Source organism: Pseudomonas sp. Irchel 3A7 (assembly GCF_900187565.1).
In the GTDB taxonomy this organism is placed as follows: domain Bacteria; phylum Pseudomonadota; class Gammaproteobacteria; order Pseudomonadales; family Pseudomonadaceae; genus Aquipseudomonas.
The window spans coordinates 434,403-448,082 of the sequence record NZ_FYED01000003.1 but is presented as its reverse complement, the minus strand read 5'-3'; the positions used below and the strand labels follow the sequence as shown (position 1 = coordinate 448,082).

The 13,680-nt window shown below is 54.6% G+C and carries 13 protein-coding genes and 1 pseudogene; 10 read left to right on the top strand and 4 right to left on the bottom strand.

The features are described 5' to 3' along the window. Window positions 1-64: 64 nt before the first annotated feature. On the bottom strand, window positions 65-841 hold the full coding sequence (locus tag CKW21_RS07010; RefSeq protein WP_095193265.1) for an ABC transporter substrate-binding protein: 777 nt from the start codon (window positions 839-841) through the stop codon (window positions 65-67). A gap of 698 nt (window positions 842-1,539) precedes the next feature. Then, a complete protein-coding gene (gene acs / locus CKW21_RS07005; RefSeq protein ID WP_095193264.1) occupies window positions 1,540-3,495 on the bottom strand; it encodes an acetate--CoA ligase in 1,956 nt (651 codons plus the stop codon). Between the two features lie 439 nt (window positions 3,496-3,934). Between acs and CKW21_RS07000 the strand changes: the two genes are divergently transcribed. The 3 genes from CKW21_RS07000 to CKW21_RS06990 all read left to right on the top strand — a co-directional run bounded on the left by CKW21_RS07000 (window position 3,935) and on the right by CKW21_RS06990 (window position 6,883). After that, window positions 3,935-4,198 (top strand): DUF2790 domain-containing protein, encoded by a 264-nt coding sequence (locus tag CKW21_RS07000; protein ID WP_095193263.1) that lies wholly within the window; start codon window positions 3,935-3,937, stop codon window positions 4,196-4,198. 540 nt (window positions 4,199-4,738) lie between these two features. Further along, window positions 4,739-5,986, top strand: coding sequence for a ribonucleotide-diphosphate reductase subunit beta (locus tag CKW21_RS06995; RefSeq protein ID WP_095193262.1), 1,248 nt, complete (start codon window positions 4,739-4,741; stop codon window positions 5,984-5,986). A gap of 363 nt (window positions 5,987-6,349) precedes the next feature. Next, a complete protein-coding gene (locus CKW21_RS06990) occupies window positions 6,350-6,883 on the top strand; it encodes a Bro-N domain-containing protein (protein ID WP_095193261.1) in 534 nt (177 codons plus the stop codon). 163 nt (window positions 6,884-7,046) lie between these two features. Here the strand turns inward: CKW21_RS06990 and CKW21_RS06985 are convergent, their stop codons facing one another. Next, window positions 7,047-8,144 (bottom strand): HNH endonuclease signature motif containing protein, encoded by a 1,098-nt coding sequence (locus CKW21_RS06985; protein WP_095193260.1) that lies wholly within the window; start codon window positions 8,142-8,144, stop codon window positions 7,047-7,049. A 248-nt stretch (window positions 8,145-8,392) separates the two neighbouring features. Between CKW21_RS06985 and CKW21_RS31720 the strand changes: the two are divergent. The 7 genes and pseudogenes from CKW21_RS31720 to CKW21_RS06950 form a co-directional block, all read left to right on the top strand. Continuing rightward, window positions 8,393-8,599, top strand: a pseudogene (locus tag CKW21_RS31720) (phage antirepressor protein); the annotation flags it as partial. 419 nt (window positions 8,600-9,018) lie between these two features. Then, the gene (locus CKW21_RS06975) at window positions 9,019-10,233 is read left to right on the top strand and encodes a colicin E3/pyocin S6 family cytotoxin (protein WP_095193259.1); all 1,215 of its coding nucleotides are present in this window, start codon (window positions 9,019-9,021) and stop codon (window positions 10,231-10,233) included. Window positions 10,234-10,240: 7 nt separating this feature from the next. Beyond that, window positions 10,241-10,495 (top strand): colicin E3-like toxin immunity protein, encoded by a 255-nt coding sequence (locus tag CKW21_RS06970; protein WP_095193258.1) that lies wholly within the window; start codon window positions 10,241-10,243, stop codon window positions 10,493-10,495. A 93-nt stretch (window positions 10,496-10,588) separates the two neighbouring features. After that, window positions 10,589-10,819 (top strand): hypothetical protein, encoded by a 231-nt coding sequence (locus CKW21_RS06965; RefSeq protein WP_095193257.1) that lies wholly within the window; start codon window positions 10,589-10,591, stop codon window positions 10,817-10,819. A gap of 225 nt (window positions 10,820-11,044) precedes the next feature. Further along, on the top strand, window positions 11,045-11,299 hold the full coding sequence (locus tag CKW21_RS06960; protein ID WP_095193256.1) for a colicin E3-like toxin immunity protein: 255 nt from the start codon (window positions 11,045-11,047) through the stop codon (window positions 11,297-11,299). A gap of 130 nt (window positions 11,300-11,429) precedes the next feature. Continuing rightward, window positions 11,430-11,660, top strand: coding sequence for a hypothetical protein (locus CKW21_RS06955; protein ID WP_095193255.1), 231 nt, complete (start codon window positions 11,430-11,432; stop codon window positions 11,658-11,660). Window positions 11,661-12,012: 352 nt separating this feature from the next. Continuing rightward, a complete protein-coding gene (locus CKW21_RS06950; RefSeq protein WP_095193254.1) occupies window positions 12,013-12,978 on the top strand; it encodes a hypothetical protein in 966 nt (321 codons plus the stop codon). A 6-nt stretch (window positions 12,979-12,984) separates the two neighbouring features. Here CKW21_RS06950 and CKW21_RS06945 read toward each other — a convergent pair whose 3' ends face one another. Further along, window positions 12,985-13,671: a hypothetical protein gene (locus CKW21_RS06945; protein ID WP_095193253.1), complete on the bottom strand. Its 687-nt coding sequence runs from the start codon at window positions 13,669-13,671 to the stop codon at window positions 12,985-12,987. Window positions 13,672-13,680: the final 9 nt, after the last annotated feature.

The window sequence follows — 13,680 nt, the reverse complement described above, 5'->3', positions numbered from 1 at the left end:
AAAAAATGGCGCAAACCGCAGAGACCCTGTTGCTTGCGCCATTTCGGACTTGTCGCCGGACGTGTTACTTGCCGTAGATATCGAAGGCGAAGTATTTGTCCTGGATTTGCTTGTACTTGCCGTTCTCGCGGATGGCAGCGATCGCGGTGTTGATCTTGTCTTTCAACGCGTCACCCTTGCGCACCGCGATACCCACGCCGTCGCCGAAGTATTTGACGTCGGTGAAGGCCGGGCCTACGAACGCGAAGCCTTTGCCAGCGTCGGTTTTCAGGAAACCGTCATCCAGCAGCGTAGCGTCTGCCACGGTGCCGTCGAGGCGGCCGGCGGCCACGTCCAGATAAATTTCGTTCTGCGAACCGTATGGCTTGATCTCGGCACCCAGCGGAGCCAGGACTTCGCGGGCGAAGCGCTCGTGGATCGAACCACGTTGCACGCCGATGTTCTTGCCTTTGAGCTCGGCCAGGTTGTCGCTGACCTGAGTGCCGGCCTTCATGACCAGGCGCGCCGGGGTGTTGTAGTACTTGTTGGTGAAGTCCACGGACTTCTTGCGGTCTTCAGTGATCGACATGGACGACAGGATCGCGTCGATCTTGCGCACTTTGAGTGCCGGGATCAGACCGTCGAACTCTTGCTCGACCCACACGCACTTGACCTTCATCTCTTCGCACAGTGCGTTGCCGATGTCGTAGTCAAAACCAACGATGCTGCCGTCCGGTGCTTTGGAGGCGAACGGAGGGTAGGCCGCTTCAATGCCGATTTTCAGAGGTTTTTCGTCGGCGAAGGTTGGCAGGGACAGCACGGAAGACAGTGCCAGGGCGCCAAGCAGCACGAGTTTCTTCATCTTGGGACTCCATCGGAAAAGGGCTAAAACGGCAGAGTGAGCGACAGCCCAATATGCGAATGAGTGGAACCGGAAAGCGTTGCTGCGTCCTACATTGCGTGTGCGAAATTTCAACACAGGCAACGACGAGCGAATGATCGGCATTCTAACGACAGGCCCGAAGCCGATATTTCTTCAATGCGACAACTAGTTACAGAAGCACCGAGAAAGCCGTTTGGGCACGTTGACAGCCTTGCAAATTCATGCAAGAGCAAAAGACAGTAAACCGATCTATGTTGCAAATTGCGGGCCTATTATTGGCAAACCCTTCTAATCCGGCAAGCTTGGCGTGGGGTGTTATTTTTCTCGAGGGTTTTTTCAGTCCGCACACAGGTTTTCGCGTTTCCCAATGCCCCGTATCGGCAAGAGCGGTTACACATTGAGTTACTTGAGAACTGACAGGTAACAGTGGGAAAGGGCCTACGGGGGAAACCGATAATTATTGGCTGATGTTTATGTGGTGTCTGATCGACTGCCTTCGCGAGCAGGCTCGCTCCCACAGGGGATTTGTGGGGTATGAAAGATTTGTGCTTCAACTCGACCCATGTGGGAGCGAGCCTGCTCGCGAAGAGGCCAGCCCAGACAACACAAAACCCCAGGCAATAAAAAGCCCCATCAGGTGCAACACCTGACAGGGCTTCGATAACGCCGAACGCTACTTACGCAACATTCATCGTCTTGTGCGTATCAATCAAATGCTGCACCACACCCGGATCGGCCAGGGTGGAAATATCCCCCAACCCTTCGTATTCCGCCGTCGCGATCTTGCGCAGAATCCGCCGCATGATCTTGCCCGAGCGAGTCTTCGGCAGCCCCGGCGCCCACTGGATGACATCCGGCGAAGCAATCGGGCCGATCTCTTTACGCACCCAGTTTTTCAGCTCCAGGCGCAATTGCTCGCTGGTTTCTTCGCCAGCGATCAAGGTGACGTAGACATAAATGCCCTGCCCCTTGATGTCGTGCGGCACACCGACCACTGCCGCTTCGGCAACTTTCGGGTGAGCAACCATCGCACTTTCGATCTCGGCGGTGCCCATGCGGTGGCCGGAGACGTTGAGTACGTCATCCACACGACCGGTGATCCAGTAATAACCATCGGCATCGCGACGAGCACCGTCACCGGTGAAGTACATGCCGCGGAAAGTCTTGAAGTACGTATCGACGAAACGGTCATGGTCGCCGTACAGCGTACGCGCCTGACCTGGCCACGAATCAAGGATCACCAGATTGCCCTCGGCCTCGCCCTCAATGATGTTGCCCAGGTTGTCCACCAGGGCCGGCACCACGCCGAAGAACGGACGTGCCGCAGAGCCCGGCTTGAGGCCATGAGCACCCGGTAGCGGGCTCATCATGTTGCCGCCGGTCTCGGTCTGCCACCAGGTATCGACGATCGGGCAACGGGATTGGCCGACATTCTTGTAGTACCAGTCCCAGGCTTCCGGGTTGATCGGCTCGCCCACCGAACCGAGCAGGCGCAGGCTGCTGCCATCGGCGCCTTCAACAGCGGCAGTACCCGCCGCCATCATCGCGCGGATCGCGGTCGGCGCGGTGTAGAGGATGTTGACCTTGTGCTTGTCGACGATCTTCGCCACACGGGTGATGTCCGGATAGTTCGGCACACCTTCGAACAGCAGCGTGGTTGCGCCATTGGCCAGCGGGCCGTAGACGATGTAACTGTGGCCGGTGACCCAGCCGACGTCGGCGGTGCACCAGTAGATTTCACCCGGGCGGTAGTCGAACACGCGCTCATGGGTCATGGCCGCGTACAACAGATAGCCGCCGGTGGTGTGCTGCACGCCCTTGGGCTTGCCGGTGGAACCGGAGGTGTAAAGGATGAACAGCGCTTCTTCGGCGCCCATCTCTTTTGGCGCGCAAACGGTGCCGGCCACTTTCATCAGGTCTTCGTACCAGATGTCGCGGTGCTGGTTCCACTTGATGTCGCCACCGGTGCGCTGGCACACGATGACTTTCTGGATGCTGCTGGTTTCCGGGTTGGTCAGCGCGTCGTCGACGTTAGCCTTGAGCGGGATCTTCTTGCCGGCACGAATGCCTTCGTCGGCGGTGATCACCACTTTCGAGCGGCAGTCGATGATGCGGCCAGCCAGGGCTTCCGGCGAGAAACCACCGAACACCACCGAGTGAATCGCGCCGATCCGGGTGCAGGCCAGCATGGCGACCACGGCTTCGGGAATCATCGGCATATAGATAGTCACCACATCGCCGCGGTGCACATCCTGGCCACGCAAGGCGTTGGCGAACTTGCAGACTTGTTCATGCAGTTCGCGGTAGGTGATGTGGCGGCTTTCGGAAGGGTCATCCCCTTCCCAGATAATTGCGACTTGATCGCCGCGCTCGGCCAGATGACGGTCGAGGCAGTTGTAGGAAACGTTCAGGGTGCCATCGGCGAACCATTTGATGCCGACATGGTGATCGTCGAAGGAAGTCTGCTTCACCGTGGTGAAAGGCTTGATCCAGTCGAGGCGCTTGGCCTGCTCGCGCCAGAAACCGTCCGGGTTGACGACCGACTGCTGGTACATGGCCTTGTAGGTCGCCTCGTCAGTCAGCGTATTGGCCAGAACCTCGGGACGAACGGGATACAGAGAAGCCGCACTCATCTTTCTTACCTCGGTGGAATAGTTGTTTTTGTATGGCCCCCGTTTTAGCCGGGCCGGCGCCATAGAACCATTCGACGATGGTAGTAACAAGGCCCTACAAAATGTCGTGGATAGCCGTATCGCCGCAGTTCCTGTGGGAGCGAGCCTGCTCGCGAAGAGGCAATCAAACACACCCATTTCTAACCTGGCGCGCCATCGCGAGTAGGCTCGCTTCCCCAGAAAGCGGGATTGTTACAGGATCTGTCAAAAGTGTTTATCAGAACCACGTCTATATGAACGTATCCCCCGCGCCTAAAATTCGCCTCGCCAACCCGGCAACCTGAGTTAACCCAGTTACAGCCCCCACGAAGGCCGTTAACCCAAACCAAGTAGCGCAGTTCCACACGCAACCCCAAAAAGGTTGCGTGACCCCATTCGACCTTAAAAAGGTAAAAATCAGATGAAAGCTTTATGGGTACTGGCTCTCGGCAGTCTGTGCTTAACCGCCATGGCAGACGAGGTCCAGACTGATGTCGCACAGCAACAACCGCCTATTGAGGATTACACCTACTCAATGCACCTGGACATCGCCAACGTTATTTCCATGAGCGAAGTGCCCAATGTCTGTGAAGTTGTCCCGATGAAAATGGAATACGACGACTCCAAAGGCCAACGCCATATTCTGCGCTACAGCGTCATGGGCAATGGCTGCTCCAGCGGCTGATCAGACTGCACCGGATCGCACCCTTTTCAGCGCAACGCCGAGGGTCGATTTCAGCCCGGCTTCGGTCGGGCTCAGTTGTGTCTGGAGTCATCGAAAAGCGTTTCGAAACACAAGATGTAGTGAAAAAAGGCCTTTTTTGATCACTTCTTGAGCAAATCCGATATCAAGCTTTTTTTCTGAAAAAAAATCTGCACCCGGCAAAGCCCTATAATCCCTAGCTCCGACCGAAAAACCCTGCTCATCGACCGCTCCATGCGCGGATTCGCCCCACCACGGCCGTAAAAATTTCCTTATAATGCCGCCTTAAACGGGCCTGCAATATTCCCTTACAGGGATGACAGCCAGTCTGAAGCCCACGCCGAAGTCCTCACCGACTTTTGCGCCCGTCAGAGGCTCTCAGTACCCGTACAAAATTATGTTTATTTGCCTGCGTGTACCGCTGCAAAAAACGCTATCAACGCGGCCAGTACGGCCGTGTGAAAAACCAGACCATCCATTTTCACACGGGCACACTGGCCCTCACGCAGGAGACGACACGTCATGCTGAGCTGGGACGAATTCGACAAAGAAGACACGGAAGTAGCGGCCAAGAGCGCCAACGCCGGCCACGCCACTGAAGCCAATATGGACCGTCTCGACAGCGCCGGTGGTGCCGCCGCCCTGGAAGCCCGCGCCGTGACCGCCGCTGACTCCGCCGCCGTGGCCCGCGCCAAAGCCGCCCTGGACTCTCTCGACGTCGCCGAAGGCCTCGCCGAACTCGAAGGCGCCTCCGCCCGTGTCGCCGTTGACGAAAAACGCATGATCAACTGCCGCGCCGACCTCAACCAACTCGTGCCCTTCAAGTACGACTGGGCCTGGCAGAAATACCTGGACGGCTGCGCAAACCACTGGATGCCGCAAGAAGTCAACATGACCGCCGACATCGCCCTCTGGAAAAACCCGGAAGGCCTGACCGACGACGAGCGCCGCATCGTGATGCGCAACCTCGGCTTCTTCTCCACCGCCGACTCCCTGGTTGCCAACAACCTGGTCCTGGCCGTGTACCGCCTGATCACCAACCCGGAATGCCGCCAGTACATCCTGCGCCAGGCGTTCGAAGAAGCGATCCACACCCACGCCTACCAGTACTGCATCGAATCGCTGGCCATGGATGAAGGCGAAATCTTCAACATGTACCACGAGATCCCATCGGTCGCGAAAAAAGCCACCTGGGGCCTGAAATACACCCGCTCGATCTCCGATCCGAAGTTCGAAACCGGCACCGTCGAAACCGACAAGGAACTGCTGCGCAACCTGATCGCCTACTACTGCGTTCTGGAAGGCATCTTCTTCTACTGCGGCTTCACCCAAATCCTCTCCATGGGCCGCCGCAACAAAATGACCGGCGTCGCCGAGCAGTTCCAATACATCCTGCGCGACGAATCCATGCACCTGAACTTCGGCATCGACGTGATCAACCAGATCAAAATCGAAAACCCACACCTGTGGGATGCCGAAATGAAGGAAGAAGCCTCGCAGATGATTCTGCAGGGCACTCAGCTGGAGATCGAATACGCCCGCGACACCATGCCTCGCGGCGTGCTGGGCATGAACGCGGCGATGATGGAGGACTACCTCAAGTTCATTGCTAACCGTCGTCTGTCGCAGATTGGTTTGAAAGAAGAGTACCCAGGCACGACTAACCCGTTCCCTTGGATGAGCGAGATCATGGACTTGAAGAAAGAGAAGAACTTCTTTGAGACGCGGGTTATTGAGTATCAGACGGGTGGGGCGTTGAGCTGGGATTGATTCCTATGCTTGCCGTGATTTGACGATGTAAATCGACAAATCGAATTGCAAAAAGGCTCCGATCTGATCGGGGCCTTTTTTATTGGGTAGGAAAACTCCTACTCATCTCAAACTTACTCGGTAAAGCTCCTACAGCATTTCCAGCGTTGTCTGCATTGATGAGGCTTCAGAGCATCTCTAAGCTCTAATGCAGGTGCCTAAGAAACACCCAACGTAGAAAGCTAACGTCCTCACATAGGAACGCATAATGGTAATAGCCATGAATGCGCGATCTCTGTGTGGAAGAATCGGCTTGTTGGGATTTCTTAGATCCTCTACGTCGGGCTCCGGCCTTCTCCATCTTCCAACGTAGAGGTAATGGATATGCCCGATTTTTTCATTCCGACAATCTTCACCCGCCATAACCTCCCCCTTCACGCCCTCCTTCTGGAAAACGAGCCATGGTTCTGCGCTCGCGATATTGGTCGCTTGATGGGTGTCCACCTGAGTGATCGTATGGTCAGCATGCTGGATAAAGATCAGCGTCGCATTGTGTGGATTGAGTATTTCCGACAACCAGAAAAACAGCTCTTGCTCAGCGAGTCGGGTGTGTATGCGCTGTTGGTTTATCACTACATCCCTGGGAATCGATTGTTGCGTGAGTGGTTGACCCATCAGGTAGTGCCGGCCCTGCGTGATGCGGAACAGCCGGAAAATTCGGCTCGACCGATGCTGAGTTTGTTGGATTGGCCGCAGATGTCGTTGAGCCTGCTGCATTGGCAGGATGAAGGCTGGATTCGGCTGCGGGATATGCCGTATCTACTGCACGATCAGACGCAGCGGCACGCACCCGTTGAAAAGCCTTGGTGGCGGAAGATTGCCCAGGTGTTTCAGTCGTCGAAGCATTTGGTGGGTTGAGTGATGTATTTATAGAGACGATCCCAAGCCCACTCGCTAATTCTGTGGACTTTTACCACTCTGTATCGTCCGAGGGTTCGACCCTCGGCGATCTTATGAGCGGCCCTCTGGGCAATTCTGAGCTTCAGACGTGGTTAGCCAAGCTGCCCGTGCACCAGCTCAATCAGGGCTCAATTGCTACCAACCGCTGTTTCAGCCTCTCATTCAGCAAAGCTCCGTGCACCCCAGAATGGATTTCCCGATGGCAACTTGGGCATACAGCCCCCACGTAACGCGGATGGTCTAACCCGCCATCTGATACCCGGTTTACGTGATGCGGCTCTAAGTAGGGCGTGCCATCCCTTTTCATGAAAGGAGCTGGCTTCTCGCAGCTTTCGCACTCGCCCTTCGCACGCAACAACACGTAGTGCGAAACCTTTCGACTTCGCTGATAGATCTTACGCGGCGCGGACTGCCCCAAATCATCTCTGCTAGGTTTACATGCAGCGAGTGCAGCCAACCGTGCGGCCGCCAGCGATTCGGAAAGGTCAGTCTTATCCTCATCCTGTACTTCAACCTCACTTATTTCAGCGGGAATTCCCACAGGAACTAACCGAAAAACAATCGCCATTCGATCCCGGCCAGTAACATCCGGCTGGATCCGGTTAAACATGTCGGCGCAAGAAAACTCGCCCATATATGCGTGACCATTACCTTTCCCACGGGCCTTAAACAAGTGCAGCGCTCGGCCATTATTGGCATGCTCCGCAATGGCTCGATTGCCTCGCGTCAAAGTCATCGGCCCGCGTTGTCCTTGACCGGTATAAATGAAAGCGCCGTCTTCCCAATGGTCGGCATACCCGTATTGCTCACCGCTATCGCCCGTGAACAAAAAAATCGCAGGGTAGGTAGTGGACGATGTAATGCCGTCTTGAAAGCTTCCACCAAACAGTCCATTGATCTCAGTTTTTCGGTCGTACACAGCCCCCTTCGTGAACTGCAATACAGGCTCACCCTCCCCTCGTGGCAACTCCACAATAGTGAAGCCTCGCTTTATTAGGTAACTGTTGGTCGGGTGCCCACCGGAGAACTCTCCTACGGCAATGCCAGTAGCCAAAGAGACGATTTTCTTTGCCGGATACAGCTGACCGCCATCATGAACGGCGTAACGGTGAGCTAGATTATCTTCCCAGCCCTGCCACTCTCGCTTACTCCGAAATTTACGATCAAACTCCAGCAATGCTTTGTCTATTCGTTCCTTCGAAACCGCTTTAATCACCACGAGTGCTTCCCTTTGTCGGCAATGGCTGTAGGAATTTTCCTATCGTCACCAAAGTACAAAAGGGTTTCAATACGTATCTGGGCGAAACGCCACTATTTCTAAGCAAAACTGCTAAATAGCGTTAATTTGACTAACACCCTGTCACTAGTTTTGAGGCGTCAAGCTCGGCGAGCATGCTCGCGAGGCGCGCGAAAAATAACGCTTGATGTCAAATGCCCAGTGGTGTCCTTAATTTTTCGGAAGCAGCTGCGCTGCGTGATGCGCAGCCGTCGCGCATGGTGGAACGCCCGACGCTGAGTGTGCTTGATTGGCCGAAGATGTCGCTCTGCATGCTGCATTGGCAGGATGAACCGTGGATTCGGTTGCGGGATATGCCGTGCGTGTTGGCGGATGATCCTTTCAATCGGCGAGAATCCTGGTGGCGGAAGGCATCCCGCGTGATGCGTGGATACTGACTGCTCTCCCCTACTAAAATCCGCTGCCTGAAATATTCGCAGCGGATTTTTTTTGTTTCTGGGTACAAACAGTCAACTCGCACGGGTCGGTTTGCCTGGTGTTCCGCTTAGTGTGGTTTTTGGGGCTGCTTCGCAGCCCAGCGGGAGCAAGCTCCCTCACCACAATGTGGGTGCCGGGCTTGAGTACTTGTTGTTTTTGGGAATCGCGACCACAGGACTTCTGCGGTGGGGTTACTGCCTGGCCTCGAATCCATCAATGATGTCTTGAGGGGGCTTGTCGAAATCCGCGGATATCCAAATTTTCGAGACACCCCCTACGGTCATTAAAGAACCGCCCTACAGCCACAAACTGTCCCGCTCGTTAACGTCGCGCAGCCCTTACTCGGGGCTGCCGATGGACGAACACACAAGGACAATCAGTGGCTCGCAACAAGGACATTCCCCTCGTCAGAAACCCGCCATCCGGTGACGGTCATCACGTCACCTACCGCTACATGACGGCCAACGAACTGGCCGAGCGCGAGGCCCGGCAACAAGACTACGAGGCCATGCTCGCCAGGCAAGACGCATACATGCGCAAGCGCCAGATCGTCGAGGTCGAACAAGAAACTTTTCAAGTGGGCTGCGTCTTCGCCAAGTCCTGCAAGTTGCCGGACGCGGTCATCAACTACTCGAATCCTTCGGGGATGGTGCCCACCGACAGCCTTGAGGATTACGGCGAAATCGCCTGGCTTGGAACGCGTGAGGTAGGCGATGGCGGGCTGCTGAATCTGGAAACGATCAGCGGCGCCACTCTTTCGCTTGGTGTTGGGCAACTCGAACTGCGCAAGCCGGTTTTACGCGCTCTGCCCGCCGTGGGTGCAACTGCAAGCGCTGCATTGGCCGGCCTGGTCGCGGTGTTTTGGTCACCCACCTTGGGCGACAGCGCCCTCTATTCCGAAGACCAACTGCGCGCCCTCAAACAAGCCCGCACCCGCGTGCGCCTGCAAATTGAGCAACAGGCTGACGGCAGCCTCAAGGGTTACGGCTTCTACACAGGCAACAATCGCGATTGGGAGATGGTCGATGTCGTGCAGATCGTTATGCGCGGCAGCCAGTACGTTGCCGACCTCGGTGAAGGTGTCGAACTGATCTGGACCCCGGCCGTCGACGACTCCGACATCCTCGGTATTCCCAAACTGGAGGCTGCCCCGCAGGCGCCGCATATCTGGGTTTTTCCGCCGACAAAGCAGGCGGACAGCATCATCGTGAATCCGATTTATCCGCCTGAGTACAAGGATTTCATTCTTGTGTTTCCGGTGGGGTCGGGGGTGAGGCCGGTTTATATTGTGGTGAGTGTCCGCGGCAAAGGCACCGCTGAAGCTGGCCATTCGTACCACCCTGCTCCAGAGACAGAGGACATAGCTGCCTTCCCCAACTTGAAGAGAGCAAAGAAGAAAACGCCTTACAAGGGTGGTCTCCGGGATCGCTGGATTGATGTAAAGGGTAGAACCATATACGAGTGGGATTTTCTACACGGTGAACTGGAGGCGTATCGCGCAAGTGATGGCAGCCACCTTGGCTCATTCGATCATAAAACCGGCGAGCAACTGGATCCACCCAAAAAAAATCGCAGTATTAAGAAATACCTATGAGGGCTCTATGGGACTGAAAATTAGACTTGAATGGTACGACAAGGAAACCGAATTGGGCGAAGGAGAGGAGTTGTCGCAAGATTTTGGTGATGACGGTTCTGTGATTGAAGCACTGGGCATGCCTATCGAAAACAACATAAACAACGGTGGCTTTGACGTTGCCCCCCATTGGGTCAGTACGCTGCAACCCCATTTCCTCCATGTCATTCGCTTGTCCTCCTATGACTATCAGGTGGCATTCATCTATCGTGACAAATGGTAAATGAGGATGTTTATGGGCCGCACACCCGTTTGACTTTCCCACAGCAATCGCCTCAGAAACCACCCTCAAATTTATCAGTGATGTCGTGGAACCATGGTTTATGTAATCGAAGCCTTTTACAGAGATAACGAGCTCCTTGCATTCGAAGAAGAGCTCCCGACTGGAAATGTTCAGGAAATAAAACGGATCATGGCATGGACCGCTGAACAACAAGGCTGGGAAGGATACGACCTGACGAACGAGCAGCTTGAAGCCCTGGAAAACTTGTTGGGAAAAAAGATTGATGACCCAGCATATTTATTTCAACTTAACTGCAACGCTTGAATGCAGCCGCACAAACTCGCCGCTCAAGTAAAAAAACAATCATCTGATCAGTTTTTTGCTTCTCTACCGTCACCATTTTGGCCTCATGGGATAGTGAAATGGTTGAAACCCAAGTGAGCGTATTGAACAAAAACCTGAAGTGAGCGAGCTTTGATCATTTAACGGGTGAACAGATAGATCCCCCCAAGAAAAACCGCAACATAAGTAAGTACTTGTGAGGCTAGGATGGGGCTAAAAGTCCGATTGAATTGGTATGACAAAAAAACCGAAGCATTAGAGGGAAAAGAATACTCGGCCGATCTTGGTGACGACGGCTCGATCATTGATGCTTTGGGCCTCATGGAAGAGCTTGAGATTTATGACGGAGGGTACGATGTAAAAAATGACTGGATACCCAAAATTCAACCCTTGTTTGGTCACAAAATCGAGCCAAATACATTCGACTACCAGATATCTTTTCGATACAGGAATACTTGGTGAAAACAGTTCTTTTTCGCTTACTGGACTTTCCCCTAATCCTGAATACAGACGATTAGTGGTTTGAAAAGGGATGGCTCACTGCAATCGCCTCAAAAACTGCGCTCAAATTTATCAGTGATGTCGTGGAACCATGATTTATGTAATTGAAGCGTTTTACAGAGATAGCGAGCTCCTGGCCTTCGAAGAGGAGCTTCCGACTGGGAAGGATCAGGAAGTAAAACGGATTATGGGATGGACCGCTGACCAACAAGGATGGGAGGGATACAACCTCACTATCGAGCAGCTTGGAGCTCTGGAGAACTTGTTGGGGAAAAAGATTTATGACCCAGCATACCTATTTCAACTTAGCTGCAACGCTTGAATGCAGCCGCACCAACTCACTGTTCAAGTATATAAATCTGTGGCGAGGGAGCTTGTCGGATTGACGCACCGTCGCGCTCGGCTGCGTAGCAGTCGCCAATCCAGGCAACGTGGTCTGCCTGATGCTCCGCGTTTGCTGGTTTTGGGGTCGCTTCGCGACCCAGCGGGAGCAAGCTCCCTCGCCACAGGTGGGTGTTCGACTTGGTGTCGGTTGTGAGTTTGGGATTCGCGAGCAGGCTCGCTCCCACGGGTTTGGTGGGTTGCCGTTGATTTTGTAGTGTGTTGAAAACAGTGAGTGCAACGGGTCTCGCGTCCCGCTATTAATACCCTTCCCTCTCACGGACCCGAGCCCCATGAAATTCGACCTCGCCTACTGCCTCAGCCTCGACGACAAGTTGTCGATTTATGACGTGCGCGATCTCAATTTCGACGAGACCATGGCGTTCGATTCCGCCCAGGAGCATTTCCAGTGCCCCAACGATGCCTGTCGTTTGGCGTTCGATGCGGCGAATGGGTTGGGGACGTTTAATGCCAAGAACGTGAATTACGTGCGCACGCCGCATTTCAAGAATTTGCCGAGTACGCGGCATGTCGAGGGTTGTCCTTATGTGAGCCTGAAGACGCCCGCGTCGGAGGCGGATGGTACGGAAGCGGATGACGGTCGTGAGGAGCATTTTCCGTCGGAGTTGTTGCTGACGCGGCGTCAGTATGTGCGCAAGCCGCACAGTCCGAAGGGGGTGGTGAACGTTGCGCGGGATGAGGCGATTGCGTCCTCAGCAGACACTGGCGTCGAGCCTTCAGCCCAGGATTCGGCACCGGACAAGACCAGTGTCTTCGCCCACCCCGTGGAGTGTTTTGTCTCGAATTTCGAGGACAGGGAGCTGCTTAAGCGCATGCCGCTGAAGATCGGTGAGCATGCGGCGACCTACGGGGCGTTTTTCAAGAAGATCGAGTATCTGCAGGACAATAAGGGGCTGATTTACTGGGGCAAGGTCAAGGAAATCAAGGACTACACCCAGAGCTTTCGCATCGATTTCGAGAAGAAGGTCTGGTTCGAAAAGAAGCCGTATTCGGTCAATGTTTACTTGAGCAAGAAGCTGATCGACAGCTACCGCAAGCGCAAGGCGTTCCTGGAAGAGATCAAGCATGCCATCGAGAGTGGGCGCGAGTTGTACTGCTTCTTTTACGGGGTGACGCCGGCGTTGAAGCAGGTGCCGAGCAAGAAAAACCCCGAGCAGACGTTCGGGGTGTTCAGTGCCGACATTGAGAATCTGGATCACTTTATTGTGCGGGAGGCGCCGGGGTTGGAGGGCAAGTGACTCGAATCAATGACTCGCGCCAGCCTCTTCGAACGCCCGGATTTCTCGCCTGACGTCTTGACGTCGGTTGCGGGCTTTCTGAACGCCGGACTCATCAAGACCGCAATATTGGCGTAGCCAGTGAGCCATCATTTCTTCATCCGGCAAGGCATAACCTTTGACGCTGTTGCCTCTGACGAAGCCATTGATCCTGGCATCAAAGCGGCTCGCCATGATTTCATCAGGTGGTAAACATCCCCACTCAGCCGCGTAGTCCTCAAAGATCCAGGCGATTTCATTAATATGGCCTTGCGCGCTACGGTGACCGCGCTTGTACAACTGATAGTCATGACAGCCTTCGTCGAATCGCTCCTGCATGACGTCAGGAGCGATCCATTGCAAAGCGTCGTGGTTCATCGCGTCACGCATCACTCCATTAAGCCAGCGATCAGTAAAGCGTTTAACAAAGCCCTCCACATCGGCCTTTTTCGCGTCCGCGAAAATCATGCAATACCGGGTTTGCACATGGATGACGAACAGCACGTGTTTGCGTTGAACGCTGATGGCGTGGACCAGCCACTGTTCGGCTGACTCATCAGGCTTATCGTCTTCAATAATGGACGATGGTGGTTTGTCCACCGGGGTGATTTTCTTGCCCTTGTGGACACGACTGAAGAAATTGCTGGCGGCTTCGGTACAGTTAAAGATCAACATCCTGGTTCT